This is a genomic window from Octadecabacter antarcticus 307 (assembly GCF_000155675.2).
GTDB lineage: Bacteria > Pseudomonadota > Alphaproteobacteria > Rhodobacterales > Rhodobacteraceae > Octadecabacter > Octadecabacter antarcticus.
In genome coordinates this window covers 1,540,012-1,561,118 of sequence record NC_020911.1, presented here as the reverse complement: position 1 = coordinate 1,561,118, position 21,107 = coordinate 1,540,012, and the positions used below count along the sequence as shown (strand labels likewise).

The 21,107-nt window shown below is 53.8% G+C and carries 26 protein-coding genes and 1 pseudogene; 9 read left to right on the top strand and 18 right to left on the bottom strand.

Features of this window, described 5'->3' with window-relative positions:
- Nucleotides 1–109: 109 nt before the first annotated feature.
- A complete protein-coding gene (locus tag OAN307_RS08000; RefSeq protein ID WP_015499279.1) occupies nucleotides 110–1,051 on the top strand; it encodes a hypothetical protein in 942 nt (313 codons plus the stop codon).
- Nucleotides 1,052–1,240: 189 nt separating this feature from the next.
- On the opposite strand, the gene OAN307_RS07995 is transcribed toward OAN307_RS08000, so the two are convergent.
- Entirely contained in the window at nucleotides 1,241–1,576 is a 336-nt protein-coding gene (locus OAN307_RS07995; RefSeq protein ID WP_015499278.1) for a pentapeptide repeat-containing protein, read from the bottom strand.
- Nucleotides 1,577–1,884: 308 nt separating this feature from the next.
- Here OAN307_RS07995 and OAN307_RS28890 point away from each other — a divergent pair, with 308 nt between their 5' ends.
- Nucleotides 1,885–2,061 (top strand): hypothetical protein, encoded by a 177-nt coding sequence (locus tag OAN307_RS28890; protein WP_015499277.1) that lies wholly within the window; start codon nucleotides 1,885–1,887, stop codon nucleotides 2,059–2,061.
- A gap of 185 nt (nucleotides 2,062–2,246) precedes the next feature.
- Here OAN307_RS28890 and OAN307_RS07985 read toward each other — a convergent pair whose 3' ends face one another.
- Nucleotides 2,247–3,074 carry a hypothetical protein gene (locus OAN307_RS07985; protein ID WP_015499276.1) on the bottom strand — a complete coding sequence of 276 codons (828 nt, stop codon included), beginning with the start codon at nucleotides 3,072–3,074 and terminating at the stop codon, nucleotides 2,247–2,249.
- 615 nt (nucleotides 3,075–3,689) lie between these two features.
- Here OAN307_RS07985 and OAN307_RS07980 point away from each other — a divergent pair.
- Complete coding sequence (locus tag OAN307_RS07980) at nucleotides 3,690–4,169, top strand: bactofilin family protein (RefSeq protein ID WP_245540998.1); 480 nt, start codon at nucleotides 3,690–3,692, stop codon at nucleotides 4,167–4,169.
- 219 nt (nucleotides 4,170–4,388) lie between these two features.
- Here the strand turns inward: OAN307_RS07980 and OAN307_RS07975 are convergent, their stop codons facing one another.
- From OAN307_RS07975 to OAN307_RS07960, 4 genes are all read right to left on the bottom strand, one after another.
- On the bottom strand, nucleotides 4,389–5,807 hold the full coding sequence (locus OAN307_RS07975; RefSeq protein ID WP_187292560.1) for a DUF6538 domain-containing protein: 1,419 nt from the start codon (nucleotides 5,805–5,807) through the stop codon (nucleotides 4,389–4,391).
- Between the two features lie 37 nt (nucleotides 5,808–5,844).
- Nucleotides 5,845–6,360: a MarR family winged helix-turn-helix transcriptional regulator gene (locus OAN307_RS07970; RefSeq protein ID WP_015499272.1), complete on the bottom strand. Its 516-nt coding sequence runs from the start codon at nucleotides 6,358–6,360 to the stop codon at nucleotides 5,845–5,847.
- A gap of 108 nt (nucleotides 6,361–6,468) precedes the next feature.
- A complete protein-coding gene (locus OAN307_RS07965) occupies nucleotides 6,469–6,744 on the bottom strand; it encodes a succinate dehydrogenase assembly factor 2 (RefSeq protein ID WP_015499271.1) in 276 nt (91 codons plus the stop codon).
- Nucleotides 6,741–7,136, bottom strand: coding sequence for a helix-turn-helix domain-containing protein (locus OAN307_RS07960; protein ID WP_044043407.1), 396 nt, complete (start codon nucleotides 7,134–7,136; stop codon nucleotides 6,741–6,743). Before OAN307_RS07960 ends, OAN307_RS07965 begins: the two co-directional genes overlap by 4 nt.
- A 90-nt stretch (nucleotides 7,137–7,226) precedes the next feature.
- On the opposite strand from OAN307_RS07960, the gene OAN307_RS07955 reads away from it, so the two are divergent.
- Nucleotides 7,227–8,429 carry a pyridoxal phosphate-dependent aminotransferase gene (locus OAN307_RS07955; RefSeq protein ID WP_015499269.1) on the top strand — a complete coding sequence of 401 codons (1,203 nt, stop codon included), beginning with the start codon at nucleotides 7,227–7,229 and terminating at the stop codon, nucleotides 8,427–8,429.
- Nucleotides 8,430–8,458: 29 nt separating this feature from the next.
- Nucleotides 8,459–8,795: pseudogene (locus OAN307_RS07950) on the top strand (hypothetical protein); the annotation flags it as partial.
- A 97-nt stretch (nucleotides 8,796–8,892) separates the two neighbouring features.
- Here OAN307_RS07950 and OAN307_RS07945 read toward each other — a convergent pair.
- The gene (locus OAN307_RS07945; protein ID WP_144055708.1) at nucleotides 8,893–10,248 is read right to left on the bottom strand and encodes an MATE family efflux transporter; all 1,356 of its coding nucleotides are present in this window, start codon (nucleotides 10,246–10,248) and stop codon (nucleotides 8,893–8,895) included.
- 75 nt (nucleotides 10,249–10,323) lie between these two features.
- Here OAN307_RS07945 and OAN307_RS07940 point away from each other — a divergent pair, with 75 nt between their 5' ends.
- On the top strand, nucleotides 10,324–10,632 hold the full coding sequence (locus OAN307_RS07940; protein WP_015499266.1) for a DUF2461 family protein: 309 nt from the start codon (nucleotides 10,324–10,326) through the stop codon (nucleotides 10,630–10,632).
- On the top strand, nucleotides 10,633–10,914 hold the full coding sequence (locus OAN307_RS07935; RefSeq protein ID WP_015499265.1) for a DUF2461 domain-containing protein: 282 nt from the start codon (nucleotides 10,633–10,635) through the stop codon (nucleotides 10,912–10,914).
- A 6-nt stretch (nucleotides 10,915–10,920) separates the two neighbouring features.
- On the opposite strand, the gene OAN307_RS07930 is transcribed toward OAN307_RS07935, so the two are convergent.
- The 4 genes from OAN307_RS07930 to OAN307_RS07920 all read right to left on the bottom strand — a co-directional run bounded on the left by OAN307_RS07930 (nucleotide 10,921) and on the right by OAN307_RS07920 (nucleotide 13,395).
- Entirely contained in the window at nucleotides 10,921–12,054 is a 1,134-nt protein-coding gene (locus tag OAN307_RS07930) for an aminotransferase class V-fold PLP-dependent enzyme (protein ID WP_015499264.1), read from the bottom strand.
- 107 nt (nucleotides 12,055–12,161) lie between these two features.
- Nucleotides 12,162–12,293 (bottom strand): hypothetical protein, encoded by a 132-nt coding sequence (locus tag OAN307_RS30685; RefSeq protein ID WP_275450640.1) that lies wholly within the window; start codon nucleotides 12,291–12,293, stop codon nucleotides 12,162–12,164.
- A gap of 170 nt (nucleotides 12,294–12,463) precedes the next feature.
- The gene (locus OAN307_RS07925) at nucleotides 12,464–12,943 is read right to left on the bottom strand and encodes an Lrp/AsnC family transcriptional regulator (protein ID WP_015499262.1); all 480 of its coding nucleotides are present in this window, start codon (nucleotides 12,941–12,943) and stop codon (nucleotides 12,464–12,466) included.
- Nucleotides 12,940–13,395, bottom strand: coding sequence for an Lrp/AsnC family transcriptional regulator (locus OAN307_RS07920; protein ID WP_044044557.1), 456 nt, complete (start codon nucleotides 13,393–13,395; stop codon nucleotides 12,940–12,942). Before OAN307_RS07920 ends, OAN307_RS07925 begins: the two co-directional genes overlap by 4 nt.
- A gap of 135 nt (nucleotides 13,396–13,530) precedes the next feature.
- Between OAN307_RS07920 and ilvC the strand changes: the two genes are divergently transcribed.
- A complete protein-coding gene (gene ilvC, locus OAN307_RS07915; protein WP_015499260.1) occupies nucleotides 13,531–14,553 on the top strand; it encodes a ketol-acid reductoisomerase in 1,023 nt (340 codons plus the stop codon).
- Nucleotides 14,554–14,669: 116 nt separating this feature from the next.
- On the opposite strand, the gene OAN307_RS29795 is transcribed toward ilvC, so the two are convergent.
- From OAN307_RS29795 to OAN307_RS29785, 3 genes are all read right to left on the bottom strand, one after another.
- On the bottom strand, nucleotides 14,670–14,870 hold the full coding sequence (locus tag OAN307_RS29795; RefSeq protein ID WP_015499259.1) for an FAD-dependent oxidoreductase: 201 nt from the start codon (nucleotides 14,868–14,870) through the stop codon (nucleotides 14,670–14,672).
- Between the two features lie 197 nt (nucleotides 14,871–15,067).
- On the bottom strand, nucleotides 15,068–15,421 hold the full coding sequence (locus OAN307_RS29790) for a hypothetical protein (RefSeq protein ID WP_015499258.1): 354 nt from the start codon (nucleotides 15,419–15,421) through the stop codon (nucleotides 15,068–15,070).
- Between the two features lie 27 nt (nucleotides 15,422–15,448).
- Entirely contained in the window at nucleotides 15,449–15,601 is a 153-nt protein-coding gene (locus tag OAN307_RS29785; protein WP_245540997.1) for an FAD-dependent oxidoreductase, read from the bottom strand.
- Between the two features lie 480 nt (nucleotides 15,602–16,081).
- On the opposite strand from OAN307_RS29785, the gene OAN307_RS07895 reads away from it, so the two are divergent.
- On the top strand, nucleotides 16,082–16,978 hold the full coding sequence (locus OAN307_RS07895; protein WP_015499257.1) for a DMT family transporter: 897 nt from the start codon (nucleotides 16,082–16,084) through the stop codon (nucleotides 16,976–16,978).
- On the opposite strand, the gene glmM is transcribed toward OAN307_RS07895, so the two are convergent.
- The 4 genes from glmM to OAN307_RS07875 all read right to left on the bottom strand — a co-directional run bounded on the left by glmM (nucleotide 16,968) and on the right by OAN307_RS07875 (nucleotide 21,059).
- Nucleotides 16,968–18,323, bottom strand: a complete 1,356-nt coding sequence (glmM, locus tag OAN307_RS07890) for a phosphoglucosamine mutase (protein ID WP_015499256.1) — start codon at nucleotides 18,321–18,323, stop codon at nucleotides 16,968–16,970. The genes OAN307_RS07895 and glmM overlap by 11 nt on opposite strands.
- A gap of 28 nt (nucleotides 18,324–18,351) precedes the next feature.
- The gene (folP, locus tag OAN307_RS07885) at nucleotides 18,352–19,347 is read right to left on the bottom strand and encodes a dihydropteroate synthase (RefSeq protein ID WP_015499255.1); all 996 of its coding nucleotides are present in this window, start codon (nucleotides 19,345–19,347) and stop codon (nucleotides 18,352–18,354) included.
- Nucleotides 19,347–20,255: a dihydroneopterin aldolase gene (locus OAN307_RS07880; protein WP_015499254.1), complete on the bottom strand. Its 909-nt coding sequence runs from the start codon at nucleotides 20,253–20,255 to the stop codon at nucleotides 19,347–19,349. The genes folP and OAN307_RS07880 overlap by 1 nt, the downstream gene beginning before the upstream one ends.
- Before the next feature lie 138 nt (nucleotides 20,256–20,393).
- Nucleotides 20,394–21,059, bottom strand: coding sequence for a cell wall hydrolase (locus OAN307_RS07875; RefSeq protein ID WP_015499253.1), 666 nt, complete (start codon nucleotides 21,057–21,059; stop codon nucleotides 20,394–20,396).
- Nucleotides 21,060–21,107: the final 48 nt, after the last annotated feature.

Here is a 21,107-nt window from a genome sequence, read left to right as displayed (position 1 = left end):
AGTAGGCCTCTATCATTACTAGGAAGAGTTGAAAACACCATAATAATATGGGTAATATTCTTGATAAATTACTGTTGATATTAATAGCAAGAAACTGGGTGGCGATAACATGACATACCAAACAGAAACAATTGCGTTAAAAAGGCTTGATAAGAAGCTCTGGCAGTACAAAGACTGTACACCTACGCGTGTTGAGCTTGCTGTATTGGACTACCTGAAAGAACTTGGGTGGCACGGTTATTTCACAGAGCACTTTTATTACGACCAAACCCTAATGTGTATGATGTGCTGGTGTAACCGCGACAGTTACTTTGCCGAGAAGAGGAAGTCCCTTGCCATCAAGAACCTAGGAGACGTGTTCTACTCAGCAAAAGACGGATTCTGGGGTGTAGATAGCCACAAACTCTACCATCGTGAACTGATGGAAAATGCTAGACGATTTACTGAAGAAAGCATCCCGAAAATATTGGCGACTTGGCAAAAACGGGGTGTAAAGAGCAACATTGTGGGACGCGCATATCTAAAGCCAAGATCAGCGGCTGAACTGGACGCAGAAAGCCTTATCAGCTTCTATCGAGCGCGTGGAGGGTTAGATTACTTCATAAGTTATTTAAAAGCGTTTTTTCCTGATGAAAGACAACTGTTGCTTTATCGAGCACAGCAAAATTTCAGAGCAATGAAAGAGTCCCATGGCGACATGATGCTTTCACAAGAAGCTGGCTTTTTTCTCGATGTGTTTAATTCAGCTAATCCACGTACCATCGAAGAATGGATGTCAGATATCAAAAATCAGCCAACATGTCTTACTAATAGTGATAACGACCTTCTTGAGTTAGCGCAGGACATTAAAGAGTTTCGCCAACAAAGCTCTCAACGGTTACATGGATGGAAAACCAAAGCCAATCTTGACCTAACCGTATGGAAGGACAGCGTGGCATCTATCGAAGTAAAAGCTCCGCGAGATAGGTTGCTTCCCCACCAAAAAGAACAGCTTGAGCTTGATATTAAGAATGGCAATAAATCATGGGTGATCGAGGTTGCTGAACTATAGATATTCAGTAGGCGGCAGACCCCTTAAATCAAGCCCCTGAGCGCCATTAAGTACATTACCATAGTAAGTTTTGACCCAAACACCACCAACGCATTCTACGGATACCACAGGGCCTCTCAGCGGCCATACACGCGCTAGACTGATGACCTCGACTTTAGCAATGTATTATTCGTTCCTATGAATCGCTACTTAGCATCCACTGTAGATCACTGAGCCGTCTGGCATGGTCGTGTTACAGAGGATTGCGCCGTTCATTCTGGTGTAACTTAAATCAGCACCAGTCAGGTCAGCAGCAGACAGATTAGCATCACTCAGATCAGCACGGCTAAGATCGGCACCAGACAGATCAGCCCTAGGCAGATCGGCGCGCATCAGACTAGCACTAGACAGATCAGCGTCAGTCAGATCACAAAATCTACACTCATACGTATCCTTCAGCTTCTGCAAATCAGCAGGGTCAAAAGCAGATGCACTGCTGGCAAACATAGTTGCTGCTACGGTCAGGGCTGTCAGTGTTAGTTTCATTCGTAAAACCTCATGGATTAGAGTTCGTAGTATCTGCTGCAAGGTAGCTGTGTTCGGATCAGTAGCCGCACTCAGTATAACCACTATCCAGACACTTACGTGCCATTGCTTGGGCTTTGTAAATATCCGGGGTGGTCATGTTTGCTGCTAGATCGTCTCGACTTTCGCCAGCATCCTCGTGACCATTAGCCGAGGCTATGTTGAACCACATATGAGCCATAACGTTATCTGGTGGTAGATTCATTCTTTGCTAAAGAGTGCGGTTATTTACTAAAATGTTTAGCCAATGAAACACAATAGGTGCCATCTTGATCGGTCTTCTCGGAAATGATGAAAAGAGGCTCCGCCGCCTACTATTGTTTAGACTGCTAAAAGGCTTTGATTTTGAAAATCCAGTTTTCCAATATGAACGGATTGCTGAACTTCTTCCATCTGGCTTAATTGACCAAAATGATGATGCGTTCTTATTTAAGGATAAGGCCTGATGTAGAGTGGAGGTAATCTAATATATGGCTATGACGCAGAGCACCTCAGGGGCATGCCCGCGCTGGGCTGGTAGTGGTTATTGGGCTGTCTGTTGCCGTTACCACCGTTTTTCAAAGGGGTTGTACACAATAGACGGGCGACCCAGAGAACCGCCCGTCCATGAAGCTTTAGTTAATAGAATGGCTTAGTAGATCCCATCAAAAAACGATGCGTTGGAAGAGTAGCCAGGATTTGCGACTGATCCGGCAAACGATTGATCTGGAATTATACCGGGTTCATTGCCGAACTGCATGGTCAGCATAAACGACAGCTTTTCAGAAGTTGCGTAGTCAGTATCAATGTTCATGTATTCTGCGGATGCGACGATGGGAACTCCTGAGAATGTGTTGTTGAAGGCGTACGAAGCACCGATACTACCAGAGCTTAAGTCATTGAAATTATCAAAAGACGCGTAAGCAGCAAAAACACTAATATTTGACTTAAACATGTAGCCACCCGCTATACCAGTTGCTTTGGGGTCAACCGAGTCAGAATCCATCACCTGATGGGATGCGTGAGCAGCCCAGTTGGGGGCTTCATAGGATGCTGCTAGACCCCAATCATCGGTCGTTCCATTGGAAATGTCCGTCTCACCGTAAAAAGCACTAAGTTCCGTTGCGCCGACTTTATACCCTAAAATAAAGCCATAGGCGTTCAAAGCACTTCCCATTATTAGAGTGCGCTGCAGGTACCCACCAATATAAGTGCCACTTTGGAAGCCGTATGTGAGATCAACAAAAGCATTTGTCACCTCGACTGCTACTGCCCCATTGGAACCTGAGTGTCGACCAATCGCATTGACGGTTAAGCCATTTGCAAAATTCTTCTCAAAAGTACCCGAAAGTGTAGTTGTATTAATGTCGACATTATTGGTATTTATTTGCCCATATCCGAGCGATACTGAGCCACTGTCGGCAAACGCCATGCCAGATCCAGCGACAACCAGTAATGCGGCTAGTGAAATTTTACGCATATAGGGCATCCTTCAATATCCTAAATATCATAAGTTATGCGTTCAGTTATTGGTCTAAAAAGTAAAGGGTGTCTTCGTCAAGAGCCGTAAGTCTGTGGCGCTAACACCACACAAAAAACAGCAGATTAGACCCTCAGACATGACCGCAATGCTAAAAGATATACCGCATAAAAAGATCGATATCACCTGCGCTGTGTGTCAGCACGTTGTCACCCATGAAGTTGCAAACCTTATGCTGGTGGTTGATGAAGATATGACAACTCATGAGGTACGGCTACGGGCTGCCTGTCCCAAGTGTAAAGCTGTGGGTGACAACTCTTATACAGTAGCGTGACTGCGTGTCGCTTTAGCCCAGATGAACCCCAAAACGATAACTATTGCCAATAGCGCCCTCGAATACACTAGGGCTGGGGTTTAAATAGGTCCCGTGAGCGCCATTAGGTTCACTTGCTGAGTTGGTTGGCCTAAACGTTACCAACGCACCCTACCGACACCACAGCGTCTCTCAGGGGCATACGTGCGCTGGGCAGGTAGTGGCCTTCATCTGTGGTGGTAATCACTGTGTGGTGCTACAGAAGTTGGAGATAGTCTTATCAGGCAGCGCTTCGAACTTGCTTGACCGACAGCAAATTTTCAGGACCATACCCCCAACAACATTCTAATAAATCGGTAACCCTAATGTTCTCAAAAACAACAACTGACAACCTGCAAAAGCCAACAACACAAGGGACTTCAGGCGAGAAGCGCCGCTCTGTATTGCATGATGATATTTTGATCAAAGGTGACTGGACGAGTGACGGAATTGTTGAGTTTGGCGGAAAAATTATTGGGGATATTACTGCTGATGTCCTTGTGCTTACCTCAGATGGTCGGGTGACTGGAAACGTTCGCGCACGCAATGTTACAATTGAGGGACACCTAGAAGGTACTGTCGCGGCGATTAGTGTTGTAGTTAAAACAACGGCAAAAGTAATGGCTGATATTAAAGCTGATCAACTTTCAATCGAGTCGGGTGCAGAGATTCAGGGACATATCCAAGTGGCTGGAAACCCACCAAAGACGACACTTAGGGCAAGAATAAGCTCTCAAACATAACCCCTGAGTGCCATTAGCTCCATACCCTAGAAATGGTAGCCAAAAACCCACCAACGCACTGTGCGTATAGCTCAGGGCCTCTCAGGGGCTATATACGCGCTGGGCCAGTGGTAGTTATCATCTGTGGTGGTAATCACTGGGCTGTATGGCGCTGCACAGGCCCCTGATACTTGTGGTAGTCAGCAAACGTGACGCCCAGGGCAGTAACAAGTCAGAAGGTTAAGCCGTTAACCAAGGATGAGATACCCTAGATAATTGCTTATATCTTACAGCCACACTTGGCCCCACCCCATAACGGCCAGCAGCATCACCAGACCCATGTCCAGTGATGTAATCATTGACTTCTTTCGCTACACCTTCATCACGCATCAAATCTTTGATTGTCCCTCGAAAGCTATGATTGACCTGTAGAGGGTTCGCTGTCACCGCCCTGATATGCTCCATACAAATAATTGAAGCATCTGATGTTTTCCCAAGGGCGTTCAAGCGGTAGTTGAATATTCTGCCACTCCCCTCTTTTCCCAACACATTTTGTAAATCCGTGACAATTGGCACGAACCTTTTAGAGCCTTTGTTCTTAATCTTGAGATCAGCCCTAGTGAGATCAAAATAGGGAATACCATCTTTGTCCTTTACGTCCTGCCACTCCAACAAAGCAGCTTCGTCCAGACGCATCCCCGTTGTAACCAATATGGTCAAAAGTAACCTTTCGCGGGCCTTCATGGGCTGTTGGAAAATCTTATAAAGCTGGTCCTTAGTGAACGGCACCCAATGCTCTACGTCGCGACCTAGGTCAGAATAGTCCAAGCCCACTGTTGGATTACTAACCACATGACCCTTTTTCTCTGCGAACTTAAAAACGCTGGAAAGCCTAGCTATCCGCCCTTTTATGGTATTTTTCGCCATTCCATCTTCTGCCAAAATTGTCGCATACTCATAGAAATGAACCTTAGTCAGTTCGTTAAGTGTTACTTTAGGAAATGTGCGATCAAATTCTCCTATGGCTTTTTTTATACTAGAAAGTCGCGTTCCATGCATGGCAGCACTACCGACGTATGCGGATGCTACATCCATAAACTTTTTAGTCTGAGGGCGCTCACCATCTCTATGCTTTTTGATTTCCCCTAGAACAGCTTGAGCAGCATCAAAATCTGGACCAAATGCGGTGCGCTCTAATGTTTGGCAGTGCAAACTAATTGCTTCCATATGGCCATCAACTAAGGCAGCAAGCTCCCAATCGCTGTCATCACTGGACAAGTGCGCGTCGTAATTAATATTGTCAGCTACGCTCGGTAAAATCTTTGGTAGCAAGTCATTGGGTTCATGTAGTTCACTGAGACGCTGTAGGGCCAGCCTCAGGGGATTAGGCTGAACCTTATTGAACTCTTCATAAATAGCAGAGGCCAAGCCGTAAAGCCTCTGACCCGCAGCGATCCTATCAGTCGTACCGGTGCTACGCTTGATCTGACACCGATCATTAAAATACGGGCGCAAGTTGATTGGCACAGTAACAGACACATACCACTTGCCCTTTGCCTTTACCAAAGTTGCTTCTGGATAATCTTGTGTAGTGTCCAAAATAGTGTCCTTCGTAGTGTCCATTGCAAAACTAGCATCAGCCAAAAGTTCAACAAACACAATACATAAGGAATATATGGCGACTTCATGACCCCGATCAGTAGATATAGCGGATTTGATCGGTCCAATACCGTTCCACACGACGCAAGGCTGCTGCAATTTCATCCAAGCCGTTCATGTCTAGAACGCCCTTGCCTTGCAACCCTGTCGCGTGACCCTCAAACAGGCGCGCCACCACATCCCGAACCGCGCGGCCTTTTTCTGTCAGACGTACACGCACGGACCTTCGGTCAATCTCACATCGTTGGTGGTGCATGTAGTCCATTTCAACCAGTTTCTTAAGGTTGTAGCTGACGTTACTGCCCTGATAGTAACCACGGCTCTTCAACTCTCCCGCGGTCACTTCGTTGTCACCAATGTTGAACAACAGCAGTGCCTGAACCGCGTTGATTTCCAGAACGCCAACGCGTTCAAATTCGTCCTTGATAACATCAAGCAGCAGCCGGTGCAGGCGTTCAACCAGCGTCAACGCGTCAAGATAGATGGTCATAAATTCATTGTCGGTGCCCGTTGGCGGGCCTCCGTCTCGTGTTGGCAGCGAATGCAGGCTCATAATTTTCTCCGTCCCGAAGGTTTTCCGAATATTTCCACGACCCGCTTGCCACGCCACTGGCAAATATTCCGTTAAATCGTGAAAATATTATCAGAAACGAAGATGCAGTTATGCGGTAGGTCTTGTGACCCCAACAGCGCCTTCCCGGATGATTGCCATCAACGTATCATATTCGGTTGGCCCATCAGACTGCCCGCTAACCCATTGATATAAATCGTGATCATTCTCATTTAACAGCCGATCATAAACGGCAAGCTGCGTCGCATCCAACCCCGCCAAGTGCGCCTTTGAAAAGCCCATGAGGATCAGATCCATTTCTTTTATCCCGCGCCGGATTGATCGCATGTGCAACCGTTTACGCATCACATCGAGGGGTTCGCTCATGCTGTCCCCATCATTCGAAGGCGCTTTTCGAGCAACGCAAGCCGCTCAGTCGACTGTTTCATCTGCGCCCGCACGGCGCGAAGTTCAGTCAGCATGGCAGACACATCCGGCGCGATTGGCGCGTCTTCGTCGGGCGCCAAAAGCCCCTCACCCTCAGCCGTTAACAACCACCTCAGGGATACCCCAAGAATGCCACAAAGAATGCTTAGCCGATTGGCGCGCGGCTCGCTCAGATCTTCTTCCCAGTTGCGCAGGGTGCTGGTTTTGATGCCGACCCGCTGCGCGAGTTCCTTTTGTGTCAACTGTGCCACGTCGCGGGCAGCCGCCAAGCGATCCCCGAACGTCGCGGTTTCCTCACTGTACCAATCTTGGGTCGCAGTTTCGTTGTCCATCGCCGTCTCCAATACGTCTGAGGTCTGTTGCCGTTTACTCTTCTTCCTCATATGACACGTACAATAGATTTTTTCCAGATGAGGCCGACCATGTCCTTTCTCTCCGCGACACTAAAGCGCGTTAAACCCTCCCCAACGATCGCTGTGACCACCAAGGCGCAGGAATTGAAAGCCGCGGGGCGCGACGTCATCGGCCTTGGCGCAGGAGAGCCAGATTTTGACACGCCTGACAATATCAAGGCGGCAGGCATTGCGGCGATCAACAGCGGAAAGACAAAATACACCGCTGTGGATGGAATCCCTGAGCTGAAGAAAGCTATCTGTGCCAAGTTCGCACGCGACAACGACCTGACCTACACCCCCGACCAAGTGACCGTCGGCACGGGCGGCAAGCAGGTTCTTTACAACGCATTCATGGCGACACTGGACGCGGGGGACGAAGTTATCATCCCCGCTCCTTATTGGGTCAGCTACCCTGATATGGTGCTGCTGTCTGGTGGCGAACCTGTGTTCATCAAGGCCACGCTGGAAGCCGGTTTTAAGATTTCCGCCGCCCAACTTGAGGCTGCAATTACGCCAAAAACCAAGTGGTTTTTGTTCAACTCACCCTCCAACCCCACGGGTGCAGGATATAGCTGGGACGAGCTTAGGGCGTTGACAGATGTATTGCTGCGCTACCCCCATATCTGGGTGCTGACCGATGATATGTATGAACACCTGTCCTACGGCGACTTCAAATTCTGCACGCCCGCACAGGTCGAACCGCTGCTTTATGATCGCACGCTCGCCATGAATGGCGTGTCCAAGGCCTACGCGATGACAGGCTGGCGCATTGGCTATGCTGCGGGACCGAAAGAATTGATCGGGGCAATACGCAAGGTGCAAAGCCAAAGCACATCAAACCCCTGTTCCATCAGCCAATGGGCCGCCGTCGAAGCGTTGAACGGCCCACAAGATTTCATTGCCCCAAACAACGAGATGTTCGTGCGCCGCCGCGATCTGGTGGTGTCGATGCTGAACGACGCGACAGGCATCGTCTGCCCCATGCCCGAAGGCGCGTTCTACGTCTATCCAAGCATCGCAGGATGCATCGGCAAAACGACACCTGCTGGCACCAAGATAACCGATGACGAAATTTTCGCCACTGCCCTGTTGGAAGAAACCGGTGTCGCCGTTGTCTTTGGCGCAGCATTCGGCCTATCGCCAAATTTTCGCGTCAGCTACGCCACATCGGACGACGCACTGAAAGAAGCCTGCACACGCATTCAAACCTTCTGTGCCAACCTCAGCTAAAGCTGGCGACAAACGAGCGGCGCCGCTAGCAGCGCCGTATTGAGAAGGACCAAATCGCGGTCATCAACATCAAGAACGGCAAAGTGAAGCCCCAAGGCGACCGCGTCCTGTCAGAGATCGACATCGCCCAGATCGAGGCGTGGATGGCACAGCGCATGGCTCTGCTTGCCAAGCGCGACATCGACGATATCCACCGCGCGGTCGACTTCCTCAACATCACGACGCAGCGGATGCAATCCAAAGCCAGCGACGAACAGCTGATCGGCATCACAGATGACCGTCTTCTGGCGATGCATGACCTACGTTCTACTGCTCGTGCGCAAAAAATCCGACTGCCTGATGAACGCGCAGGACGCCGTTGAATAGCGCGCCGCACGTCCTTCTCTTCACCCCTGTCTTTGTCTCAAAAATATCCCGGGGAGTCGCATAGCGACGGGGCTGGCCCCTCTTTTTCGTCCTGCCGCTAACGAGTCGCGCCCGCGCGCGCAATATGCACAGACCGCCCCCAGAACCGCTGGCTCAGCAATGCAGCGGCCACACCCAGACCTACGGTCAAACCCAACCACAAACCAATCGGCCCCCAATTAAATATGAAGGTCATGATGTATCCCGCCGGAATACCGACCACCCAGTAGCTGACGATGGCCAGCCACATCGGTACCCGCGTGTCCTGCACGCCCCGCAGCACCGACAGCGCGACGATCTGGGCGGCATCCACAAACTGGAACAGCGCAGACAGCATCACCAAGACTACGCCCAGCGCCAGAACTGCATCGCGCGCTGGGTCTTCTGGATCGATGAATAGCCCAACAAAAACCGCTGGCATAGCGAGGTAGAGGATCACAACGATCACCCCGAAACTCAGCGACACGAAATACGCCGCCACCGCGCCGCGCCGCAGTTCAGCCTCATCACGCGCACCAAATTGGCGGCTGGCGCGGATCGTAGCGGCTTCCGACATGCCAACGTGGAACATGAACATAAACGCCGTCAGTTGCATGGCGATCCCGTGCGCGGCGAGTTCAATCTCACCGATCCAGCCCATCATAACGGATGAGCCAACAAACAATCCCCCTTCGGCAAATGATGTCAGGCCGATCGGCAGGCCTAGGCGAAATACCTGCCCCATCGCCTCGTTGTCAGGTTTCCAGATGCGGCGGAACAATTCTGCTTCAGGCTTTTTCCATTGCACGTAAAGCATCAGCGCGATCATCTGCAAAATCTGGATCACCACAGACGCAATCGCGGCCCCTTCGATCCCCAGCTCGGGCGCGCCCAAATTACCAAAGATCAGAGCATAATTCACCAAACCATTGGCGGCCAATGCCACCAGCGTGATCCACAGTTGAACGGCCGTCATTTCCATCGCGCCAAGGTAGGACCGCATGACCTGCGCCCCCATTGCGGGGAACATACCAAGCACCGCAATGCGCAAATACAACCCACCTTGCGTCGCCACCGATGCGTCCTGCCCCATCGCCAGCAACACCGCCTCACCATACATAAACGGCACAATCAGCAACGCCGCATAGATCGCCGACAACCACAGCGCCATGCGGGTAACGCGGCGTGCGCGGGTCTCATCGCCCATCTCAACCGCCTCAGCCACCATCGGCGTCACCGCGCGGCCAAAACCTGCGCCAATAATGAAAATAATAAACCACAGCCCTGTCGCCACCGTCGCCGCCGCCAAGGACGTGACAGAATACCAACCAAGCATGATGGTGTCCGTCATGTGGATCGAAAAGCCCGCAACATTGGCACCAACCAAAGGCAGACCCAATTTCAGCAACCGTTTGGTATGCGTGCGATATGACAAGAGCGTGGACACTGCGTTGGCATATGCCCAATCTTTGTGCGGGTCTAGCCACAGATCATAAGAGCGGGAGGCATTATGTTCGACACGCTCATCCCTGTCGCCAAGGGCTTTCTGCGCGACCTCGCCAAAGCTCTGCTAGGTGGGTTTGCGCGCCTTGCGACGCTTACTGGCTGCCCTGTTTCGACAAAACTGTTTCGTGCCCACCGCGATGTGCGGTTTTCAAAGGACAAAACGCCCTACACCACGCGTCTACACATGATGCGGTCGGTGCAATCAGGCGCCCGTCAAGACCCAGTCTTGTTTTTCGGGATCAACCCGAACGACGTCACCGTCGGCACCAGTATGACGGTATTTGGCAAAGGCGCCCTTATTGATTGGCGCTAAATGGCGGATTTGGACGAGGATTATCTGGTCGGGAAGATCAAGTCTGTCGCCGATAAGGGCTATGCGGTATGGGACCCCAAACTCAAACGCGTGCCCCCATCCTTTGGCAAAGACCACGCGCACTGCGGTCTGTCGCGCCAAAAAGGATTGGTCGCGACGGGCCACCCGATACCGTCAGCGGCCCCGTCCCGTGATCTTGCGTCCAAACTCGACGCGGCCTTCGCAGACGTCTGGCCGCTGTCAGATATGCTGATCGGAGTGGCTGAAACGCCAACACTTTAGACCCGCTTAAAGAACCTGATCGGCCACATCAGTGAACTGCTTTAGCGTCGCATCCACGTCCCACAGTTTATCAATTCCAAACAGACCAATGCGGAACGTGCGGAAATCCGCAGGTTCATCGACAGCCAGCGGCACACCCGCGGCAATCTGCATGCCCGCGCCTACAAACTTGGACCCGTTCTGAATGTCGGGATCATCGGTATAACTCACAATAACAGCCGGCGCGCCAAAGCCTTCGGCTGCGACCGGTTTCATGCCCTTGCGCGTCAAATAAGCCCGCACACCTTCGCCCAATTTCCACTGCGCCGCGCGCAACGTATCAAACCCCATCTCAGCGGTCTCCTGCATTGTATCGCGGAAATCGCGTAGTGCGTCTGTCGGCATCGTGGCGTGATAGGCGTGGCCGCCGTTCAAATAAGCCTGCATGATCTGGTGCCATTTCTTCAGGTCGATGGCAAAACTGTTTGACGTCGTCGCCTCCAACCGCTCCAAAGCCCGCGTCGACATCATCACAAGACCGGCAGATGGGCTCGACGACCAGCCTTTTTGCGGCGCGGAGATCAGCACATCAACACCGGTGGCTTTCATATCGACCCAGGCGCAACCAGACGCGATGCAATCAAGCACCATCAGCGCGCCGACCTCGTGGGCGGCGTCGGCTAAGGCGGTCACGTAGTCGTCCGGCAGTATAATCCCTGCGCTGGTTTCAACGTGTGGCGCAAAAACGACGTCGGGCTTGGCGTCCCGAATGGCCGCCGTTACGTCAGTAATTGGGGCCGGCGCAAACGGCGCGCGGCTGTCATTGCCGATCTGGCGCGCTTTGTGAACCGTGCTTTGCGCCGCAAAATCACCAGCGTCAAAAATCTGGCTCCACCGATAGGAAAACCAGCCGTTGCGCACGATCATCGCATGGGCACCACCACCGAACTGGCGCGCCACCGCTTCCATCGCGTACGTCCCGCCACCTGGTACAATCGCCACAGCGTCGGCGTTATAAACGTCGCATAACATCGTGTTGAGATCGCGCATAACGCCTTGAAATACTTTTGACATATGGTTGAGAGAGCGATCCGTGAACACGACGGAAAATTCCAATAGACCATCGGGATCAACAAGTGTGCGGTTAGAAACGGGGGCCATGCTTTTTATCCTTGATGAGGTTTCCAAGAACTTAAGCTGCCCAAGTCGCAGGATCAAAGCCTATTTCCCTGCCCCGTCAAATACGAGGGACCCAAAAACTAATCGATTTAAGCCACTGCCTGATCTATCTTGTCGTCATGAAAATTGACCACCATCCGATTTCGGCCCACTGCTTTGGCGCGATACAAGCATGCATCGGCCCGCGCGATCGCGGCCTTCACGCGCATGACGTTTCGCATGCCAGCCTCCTAATTGATTTGGAAATACGGCATCATCGCGTAAAATGACCAAATCGTCATCAATGAGGCCGCTGCGACCCCTTGAAAGAAATTTCGGATTGGGAGCACTGGTTCCCAGACACGATGTTACCGAAAACCTAGCTGACATGCCTTAATTCCACGTAAAATTCTTAATTCCACTTAAAAACCACGCCTAAAATTGGCCCTGGCCTGCGCTCTTGGCTCAGTAATACGTTCGCCTCAACATCCCCAACGCCCGGCAATGTCATTACGCGGCGGCGCAGGACCCGTTCAAAATCTGCCAAGTCGCGCGCCACGACCCGTAAGCGATAATCGTAAAGTCCCAGCACGTGTTCCACCAGTTGCACCTCGGGGATCGCCGTGACCGCTCGTTCGAAATCATCCAGTGACACACGCCCCTTTGTGGCCAGTTTGATGCCCAAAAACACTGTCACCCCAAAGCCCAGTTTTGCCGCGTCCAATGACACGCGTTGCCCTGCCAAAATACCAGCCTCTCGCAGGCGTTTGATACGGCGCCACGTCGCGGGCTGGCTAAGTCCGATGCGCCCACCAATTGCTGCCGCTGTTTGGGTCGCATCGCGCACCAAAGCGCGTAAAATCGCACGGTCTGTGTCGTCCAAGTCAATCATAACGGCAGACTTTCATCGTCATGCAATGTCGCCACCGTCATCAATGCTTCGATATCGGCCATGTGCGGCAGCGCGAGAATCTGCTGACGGTAAATCTGCTGATAATGCGCCATATCACACGCGATCACGCTCAGGCGCACATCGACACGGCCCAAAAATGTCTGGATTTCTGTGACTTCCGCAACGGCGCGCGCCGCATCAAGGAATTCGTCAAACGCGCGGGCGTGGGTTTTATCCAGCGTGATGCGCAGCGACACGCCAACAACGTAGCCCAACGCATGCCAATTGATCACCGCATGCTGGCCTTTCAGGATACCACGTTCCTGCAATCGCCCCAGCCGCCGCGTCGCCTTAAGCGCGGACACACCCGCCCGTTGGCCCAATTCTGCGGCTGTCAAGGTCGGTTCGGCCTGCAATTGGCGCAGCAAACGGCGATCTAGGTCATCAAGCATGAAATATTCAAAATTGGCATTAACTACGCATAACAAATTCATCTTGGAAAAGAAACAGCGAAGAACAGGCCTCGCAACGCGCTCAAATGTGAGCCATAAGAACTCCAATTCTAACCTCAATAAAGGAATACCCCCATGCGCGTTTATTATGACCGTGACTGCGATGTGAACCTGATCAAAGACATGAAAGTCGCCATTCTTGGCTATGGCTCACAGGGCCACGCCCATGCGCTGAACCTGCGCGACAGCGGCGCGAAAAACCTTGTCGTTGCCTTGCGCGACGGATCGCCAAGCAAAGCAAAAGCCGAAGGCGAAGGTCTTTCCGTTATGGGCATCGCAGAAGCTGCGGCTTGGGCAGACCTGATCATGTTCACCATGCCCGACGAATTACAGGCCGAAACCTACAAGAAATACGTCCACGACAACATCAAGCCCGGTGCCGCGATTGCGTTTGCCCACGGGTTGAACGTGCATTTCGGGTTGATCGAACCGAAAGACGGCATCGACGTCATCATGATGGCGCCAAAGGGTCCGGGCCACACGGTGCGCGGCGAATACACCAAAGGCGGCGGCGTGCCCTGCCTGATCGCGGTCGACAAAGACGCATCCGGCAAGGCGCACGAAATCGGCCTGTCCTATTGCAGCGCCATCGGTGGCGGTCGGTCCGGCATTATTGAAACCAACTTCCGTCAGGAATGCGAAACCGACCTGTTCGGCGAACAGGCAGTTCTGTGTGGCGGTGTTGTTGAACTCATCCGCATGGGCTTTGAGACACTTGTCGAAGCCGGCTACGAGCCTGAGATGGCCTATTTCGAATGCCTGCACGAAGTAAAACTGATCGTGGATTTGATCTACGAAGGCGGCATTGCCAACATGGACTACTCGATCTCCAACACTGCGGAATACGGCCAATACGTCTCCGGTCCGCGCATCCTGCCCTACGTTGAAACCAAGGCGCGCATGAAAGCGGTTCTGGACGACATCCAGTCGGGTAAATTCGTGCGTGATTTCATGCTTGAAAACGCAGTAGGCCAACCAACAATCAAAGCGGCGCGGCGCGCCAACGACGAACACCAGATCGAACAGGTCGGCGGCAAGCTGCGCGACATGATGCCATGGATTTCTGCCGGTAAAATGGTCGACAAAGCGAAGAACTAATCGTCGAGGCGACATCAAACAACAAGGGCCTCGCGGTGCGGGGCCCTTTTCAGTTTCGACCTTACACGTAAATAATTTTAATTATTAACAACATGTTATTGCATTCACACGCAAAGCTACCTCGCCAGTCGATCGATGCCTCGGCCTGTCAATTGCGCAATCAGGCGGCTGGCGTCGATTTGTTGCACAGCGCATCCGGCGTCCAAAGCCAAGGCCGCAGCCGTCCCCGTTGCTTGGCCCATGGCGATGCACTGCGGCATACCCCGCACTGACGCAAAGGCCACAGGATCAGCGGATAGGATCCGCCCAGCGAACACCAGATTGGATTCATCCGCAGAGATCAGGGACCGGACCGGAATCGTTTAGTATCCGCCCTTTGCGATCGCTGCATAGTGGGTCATGTCTTCGTCACTGCGCTTCACATCATCAACCGGATTGTCACAGCTCACGATGCCATTCGCGAACTTCTCCCCTTTGCGAGGTCTGCGCCCGTCAATTGAGACACCCCTTTATGCTAGCGGGTTACACGCACGCCAACTGTGGGCAAAAGCAGGGACATGAACGCGCCCTCAATCCCCACCACTTCGCTTTTCAGGAACTGTGACAGCTTCAAACACCGCCTGCGGCCCTCTCGCGTGGCTGCCCCCACAGCCACCGGATCGGTCCCATCCACGCTGCGCACATGGACCGAATTGCAAAACACCGTTCCCGCGTGAAACCCCTTCATCAGATACAGTTTCTTCAGGTCAGAGTGCGGACACTCTTGGGCAACGTCGCGTCCGGCATAGGTGGTGAAATAAGGACCGGAGTCCACAAAAGCTGTGACCCAATCAACCCCCACCATATGAAACGAAATCGTCAGAGCCATCGTGTTACTACTGTCATCGCCCAGCACCTATGGCTCACCTGCCTTGGCTGAAATATCACCGTCACCAGAACAGTCGATGACGATCTTTGGCGTGATTGTGAAAGACCCGTTCGGCTCATAACACGCCACGGATTGGATCGCTGCGCCCACCATCGTCGATCTAATCGCTGCGGCATTCAACAGAGTGCGCCCCTGCTTCTTCAAGCATCTCGAACATGGTAAGGGTCGCGATATCGTGGTCGCAGGTGATCTCAGGGGCCGAAATTCGCGAGGTTATAGGGGCGTTTTTGTGCTGCGGGAGGTGTCATTGCCTCGAGCCGCGCGGTCAGTTCTTCGAGGAAGCCACCATTGATAATGGTCCACCGGATACCCGCCACCCCACGGCGTGCCGGGGCAAAACGCAGTCACGCCGCCGACCTTGCTCGTCGCCTCAAGAACGGTGACGCTCAAGCCTTGACGACCTGCCGCAACGCCGCGTCAAGCTCTGCCGTGCCGCCCCCAATCACAAGGACATCTGTCTGCTCTTGACGGCGTGTCATCGCTGCCTCCTGACGTCTACAGAAACCTTCTTCAGGATACTCTGAAGACGTATTTTGTCCAAACCGCAAGCTGCATTGACGGTCCCTAGACAATCCCAACGCCGTCTGGTCAAACCGATCCATGACCACCCAACCCACCCTGTTCAATTGGCTGTCGATCCTGCTGCTCGGCCTGATATGGGGTGGCACGTTTATGGTCGTGGCGATTGCGCTCGAAGGCTACGGCCCCTTGACCGTCGCCTGTGCGCGCACGACTTTGGGGGCAGTCACCTTGCTGTTGTTAGTTCGCTTCATGGGCCGCCAAATGCCCCATGGACGCGAGGTTTGGGGCTATTTGGCTGTGATCGGCATGCTGAACACCGCCCTGCCGTTCGCGTTGCTGTCTTGGGGCCAACAGTATGTGCCATCAGCGTTTGCTGGTATTTCGATGGCCGTATTGCCGCTGTTTGTTCTGCCAATGGCGCATGTGTTTAGCGACGAAAAGATGTCGACGCGTAAGACCGTGGGCGTAATTTGGGGCTTCATTGGCGCTGCCGTGCTCATCGGCCCGACGGCGTTTGATTTCTCGCAAGCCAGCCTCGCGCTGCCGCAACTGGCCTGCATCGGGGCGTCGCTGTCTTATGCGATCTCAAGCGTGCTGACCCGCGTATGCCCGCCAATCGACAGCATCGTGATGGCCGCATTAACGCTGGTCGTGGGCGCGATCTTCCTAATCCCCGCGATGTTGGTGTTTGAGGGCGTACCGGTTTGGGTGGACGGGCGCGCGGGCTATGCGATCGTCTTCCTCGGGCTGGTCCCGACGGCATTTGCGGCCTTGCTTCGGGTGCAAACCATTCGCACCGCCGGATCGGTTTTCATGACATTGGTGAACTACCAGGTGCCAGTTTGGTCCATGATCTTCGGCGTTTGGGTGCTTTCAGAAGTCTTACCACTTCGCTTCTTTGCGGCACTGGCGTTGATACTGTGCGGCCTCGCGATCAGCCAATGGGTGGCTCTTCGAAAGCTACTTAGGCGCTAACTGTCACCACAGCTTCGACCTGCGCCACGATACCGTCTACTACCTTTGCCAGCAGCGCGTCTTCTTCGCATTCTGCCATCACGCGGATCAATGGTTCAGTGCCGGATTTGCGGATCAACAGGCGGCCTTTGCCCACAAGTGACGCTTCGGCCGCCGCAATCACGGCCTTTACAGCGGCTTGGTCCAGCGGGTCCGCCCCATCACTGTAGCGCACGTTTTTCAGCATCTGCGGCACGGTTTCAAACACACGGATCAGTTCGGACGCCGGTTTGCCAGTTTCGATCATCGCCGCAAGGAATTGCAGACCTGCCAGTAGACCATCGCCCGTAGTGGCAAAATCCGTCATCACGATATGACCGGACTGTTCACCACCCAGATTAAACCCTCCTGCGCGCATCGCCTCGACCACATAACGGTCGCCAACATCGGTGCGTTCAAGGACCAAACCCTTGTCATTCAGGTATCGTTCCAGCCCGAGATTGGACATGACAGTCGCGACCAGTGTGCCCTTGTTCAAACGATCCGTTTTAGCCCAGCGATTGGCGAAAAGCCCCATGATCTGATCGCCATCAGCGACGTTTCCATGTTGGTCCAAAATCATCACGCGGTCCGCGTCGCCGTCCAGACAAATCCCGACATCCGCGCCGTGGGTAACGATGGTTTCCGCCGCCGTGCGCGGCGCTGTAGACCCGCAGCCATCGTTGATATTAAAGCCGTCAGGGTTGGTGCCAACAGGAATGACCGTTGCGCCAAGTTCCCACAAAACCTCAGGCGCGACCTTGTAGCCTGCGCCGTTCGCGCAATCGATGACGACCTTAATCCCGTCCAACCGCATCCCATGCGGGAACGTCCCCTTCAGGCGTTCGGCGTAGCGGAAACGACCATCATCAATACGTTTTGCACGGCCAATATTGGACGCCTGCGCGGGCTCGATTGTACCCTCTAACAGGCGTTCGATCTCTACCTCGGCCTCATCAGACAATTTGTACCCGTCAGGCCCGAAAAACTTGATGCCATTGTCCACGGCAGGGTTGTGACTGGCGGAAATCATGATGCCAAGATCAGCGCGCATCGACGTTGTTAGCAACCCGACACCGGGTGTCGGGATCGGGCCGAGTAGGAGCACATTCATGCCCGTGCTGGTCAGACCAGCGGTCAGCGCGGATTCGAACATATAGCCCGACAGGCGCGTGTCTTTGCCGATCACAACACGGTGGCCGTTTGATCCATCGTTGCGAAAATAGCGCCCTGCTGCAGCGCCAATTTTTAAACCCATTTCTGCTGTCATAGGGTATTTGTTGGCGGTACCACGCACACCATCTGTTCCAAAAAATTTACGTGCCATGGTGTCCCGCCTAACTTACTAGAAAGTGCTAATTCACTGCCATATGCAGGCTCATTGCCTGTCTTGTCGCAAACGTATCATGGACGCGCAGGATTTGCATACCCTGCCCGATCCCGTGCAACGCGATCGCCACCGAACCCGCCGTGCGGTCACGTGCGTCTGGTGCGTTTCCAAGTGTACCAATGAACCGCTTGCGCGATGCGCCAAGCAGAATCGCGCAGCCAAGCCCATGAAAAATAGATAGGTTTTTCAACAGGGTCAGATTGTGATCTTGGGTCTTGCCAAAACCAATACCCGGATCGACGATGATTTGGTGCCGGCCAATTCCCGCCGCCTCTGCAGTATTGATCCGCTCTTCAAGGGCGTCGTAAACGTCGAGCGTGACATCGCCATATGTCGGCGCGTCTTGCATTGTCGCGGGTTCGCCCATGGCATGCATCAGGCAGCATGGCGCACCTGCCCCAGCAGTGACACGGGCAATTTCCGGATCATATGTAAAGGCGGACACGTCATTGACCATTGACGCCCCCGCAGCAAACGCCGCCTGTGCGACGCGGGCTTTACGGGTGTCGATCGAAATGGGCGTGTCACTATCCATGCGGATCGCGGCAATCACTGGCGCTATGCGCGCGATTTCCTCGTCCACGTCCACTGTCGCGGCACCGGGCCGCGTGCTTTCCCCCCCGATATCAAGGATGTCCGCCCCGTCCGCCACCATCGTGCGGGCCTGTGCAAGCGCTGCGTCTGGGGCGTTGAACAACCCGCCATCCGAAAAGCTGTCGGGTGTCACGTTAAGGATGCCCATTATTTTGGGCGCGAGCATGTCCAGCCCCGCGATCGGCGCACGTGAGGACGTGAGACGGTTCAGAACGCCTTCAGGAATTTCGGCCACTGCAACAAGCCTGCTTGGCTGGCCGCGTTCCAGCCGCTGCGCATGGGTGAACCAGCACCAGCCACCGGCAAGGGTTTTAGCCGCTGCAGGGCGGTGCGGGTCAGTCATGGCGATGGGGCGGTAGTACACCATCAAATCACGCGGGTTGGAATCTCGCAGTTCGGCGCATCTGCGCCGACAACCACAAGTTCTAGTGCCTGCAATTGGCCGGCGAACCATGCCACCAACCCCAGCGCGTCGCGCGCGTCAGCACCGGGACTGTCCGCCGCATCGAGCACAATTTTTGACGGTGCCCAAACGCAAATCTGGCCGTTCTTCATTGCCCAATCAAGTTCGGTGCGCGTACCAACCACGACGCAGCGTTTGTCGCGCCCCGCCAAAACCCATGCGTTTTGTTCAATCGCCAGCAGATCAATGCGCCGTTGCGCCATGGCGATGCGGGTTTGCGGCGTGGCTACATCACCCGCCCCGACGCAGAAGATCAGCGGAATCTCATCCGCCGAAAGATCATCAATCAACGCCGCAAGCCCGCTCGCTGCGACGGTTTCGTTGGACAAATACACCACCCGCGGGTGCGGATCCTCGACGGTTTCCACCGCGGCGTCCTTATTGCCACCCTGTTCGCGCATGATTTCCACACCAAGGGAATATGGCCCTCGATCAATCTTTTCGATCCGCACAAATACCCGCAACGCTTGGGGTTCCAGCAGAATGCGTTCGGCCACCCGTGCTGCCAACGTTTCAAGCAGATTAAGCCGCTCTGCCCCTAGTTCAGCCTCAATCGCTTCGGTGACGCGATCATACGACAGGATGCGGTCCACATCGTCGTCAATCGGACCCGTCAGCGCGTCGACCTCAACCACCACATTGAATTTTATGCGCTGAAGGTGGCCGCGTTCTTGTTGGAAGGCGCCAATTTCGACTTCGGTAATGTAATCGCGCAGGGAAATGCGGTCGCGCAGGCCGATTTTTCCGCTTGGGGTGGTCGCCTCTGCCCGCTCTGCGGGGTGGGAAAAGGCCAATCTTGTATCGCGGCTCATGCTTTTCCCACTTTGTGTCTTTGCGCAGTTGTTAAGCGTGGATACTAAGCTGGAAGGCTCCCGACAACCACCTGTTACGCCACCATTAGGGGCAGAAGCGACGGGTCCATTATATGGAGTGGCGGTTTGGAGTGGCGGTTAGCCTTCCCGATAAAAGTAATGCGCCCCGATGCTGGCGGTGCGCGGAAATATCCGAGCCCAGCGCGGGTTTACGGCCCGTGTGTGATAATGTGTAGCACCATCCGTAAGCTGGCGTGGTGCGCCGTCAAGCAGCAGTCGTGCAACTTTGCCAACACGAACCCATGAAGCCTGTTCGTGGATTTGTTCCGCAGCACCGTCGCACGTGTAGGTGAATTGACAGGCAAATTGGCGGCCAGTGCCCTGATTGATGACGCCACACAGCGTGCTTGGATAGCGCGAAGAATCGCGGCGGTTCATGATAACTTCGCCGACGGCAAACATGCCGCGTACAGTTTCCCCGCGTGCCTCAAAATACAATGCCTCGGACAGGCAGCGCCACTGCTCACCACCGGACGGCGCGGGCTGGGACACAAGGAAGGCTTGGTCGTAAGTGATGGCGTCGGGCCCGGTCGCAATGTTGCGGGCAGCAACAGGTGGCACGGCTGTCAAAGCGGCGACACTGATATCAGGCACCTGCTGGATGGCGCGCCGTTCCTGTCCAAGCAACGCACTAAGGCGGGCCGCCAGAACTTCGTGAGCTTGCACGGCGGAAACCCCAACAAAGGCCACACTTACACTTAAGGCGGCAATCGCCAAAAGTCGCATAACAAATCGGTTCAACATTCTTGTCCCCAAGAAGACACGCGATTAGCCTCACGCAAGCGCCTTGCC

What these genes read in the sequence shown, in the direction of transcription:
- OAN307_RS08000 (WP_015499279.1), top strand. Translation starts at nt 110, where the DNA reads ATGACATACCAAACAGAAACAATTGCGTTAAAAAGGCTTGATAAGAAG.
- OAN307_RS07995 (WP_015499278.1), bottom strand. Translation starts at nt 1,576, where the DNA reads ATGAAACTAACACTGACAGCCCTGACCGTAGCAGCAACTATGTTTGCC.
- OAN307_RS07985 (WP_015499276.1), bottom strand. Translation starts at nt 3,074, where the DNA reads ATGCGTAAAATTTCACTAGCCGCATTACTGGTTGTCGCTGGATCTGGC.
- OAN307_RS07970 (WP_015499272.1), bottom strand. Translation starts at nt 6,360, where the DNA reads ATGAGCCTGCATTCGCTGCCAACACGAGACGGAGGCCCGCCAACGGGC.
- OAN307_RS07965 (WP_015499271.1), bottom strand. Translation starts at nt 6,744, where the DNA reads ATGAGCGAACCCCTCGATGTGATGCGTAAACGGTTGCACATGCGATCA.
- OAN307_RS07960 (WP_044043407.1), bottom strand. Translation starts at nt 7,136, where the DNA reads ATGGACAACGAAACTGCGACCCAAGATTGGTACAGTGAGGAAACCGCG.
- OAN307_RS07955 (WP_015499269.1), top strand. Translation starts at nt 7,227, where the DNA reads ATGTCCTTTCTCTCCGCGACACTAAAGCGCGTTAAACCCTCCCCAACG.
- OAN307_RS07940 (WP_015499266.1), top strand. Translation starts at nt 10,324, where the DNA reads ATGTTCGACACGCTCATCCCTGTCGCCAAGGGCTTTCTGCGCGACCTC.
- OAN307_RS07935 (WP_015499265.1), top strand. Translation starts at nt 10,633, where the DNA reads ATGGCGGATTTGGACGAGGATTATCTGGTCGGGAAGATCAAGTCTGTC.
- OAN307_RS07930 (WP_015499264.1), bottom strand. Translation starts at nt 12,054, where the DNA reads ATGGCCCCCGTTTCTAACCGCACACTTGTTGATCCCGATGGTCTATTG.
- OAN307_RS30685 (WP_275450640.1), bottom strand. Translation starts at nt 12,293, where the DNA reads ATGCGAAACGTCATGCGCGTGAAGGCCGCGATCGCGCGGGCCGATGCA.
- OAN307_RS07925 (WP_015499262.1), bottom strand. Translation starts at nt 12,943, where the DNA reads ATGATTGACTTGGACGACACAGACCGTGCGATTTTACGCGCTTTGGTG.
- OAN307_RS07920 (WP_044044557.1), bottom strand. Translation starts at nt 13,395, where the DNA reads ATGCTTGATGACCTAGATCGCCGTTTGCTGCGCCAATTGCAGGCCGAA.
- ilvC (WP_015499260.1), top strand. Translation starts at nt 13,531, where the DNA reads ATGCGCGTTTATTATGACCGTGACTGCGATGTGAACCTGATCAAAGAC.
- OAN307_RS29790 (WP_015499258.1), bottom strand. Translation starts at nt 15,421, where the DNA reads ATGGCTCTGACGATTTCGTTTCATATGGTGGGGGTTGATTGGGTCACA.
- OAN307_RS07895 (WP_015499257.1), top strand. Translation starts at nt 16,082, where the DNA reads ATGACCACCCAACCCACCCTGTTCAATTGGCTGTCGATCCTGCTGCTC.
- glmM (WP_015499256.1), bottom strand. Translation starts at nt 18,323, where the DNA reads ATGGCACGTAAATTTTTTGGAACAGATGGTGTGCGTGGTACCGCCAAC.
- folP (WP_015499255.1), bottom strand. Translation starts at nt 19,347, where the DNA reads ATGGTGTACTACCGCCCCATCGCCATGACTGACCCGCACCGCCCTGCA.
- OAN307_RS07880 (WP_015499254.1), bottom strand. Translation starts at nt 20,255, where the DNA reads ATGAGCCGCGATACAAGATTGGCCTTTTCCCACCCCGCAGAGCGGGCA.
- OAN307_RS07875 (WP_015499253.1), bottom strand. Translation starts at nt 21,059, where the DNA reads ATGTTGAACCGATTTGTTATGCGACTTTTGGCGATTGCCGCCTTAAGT.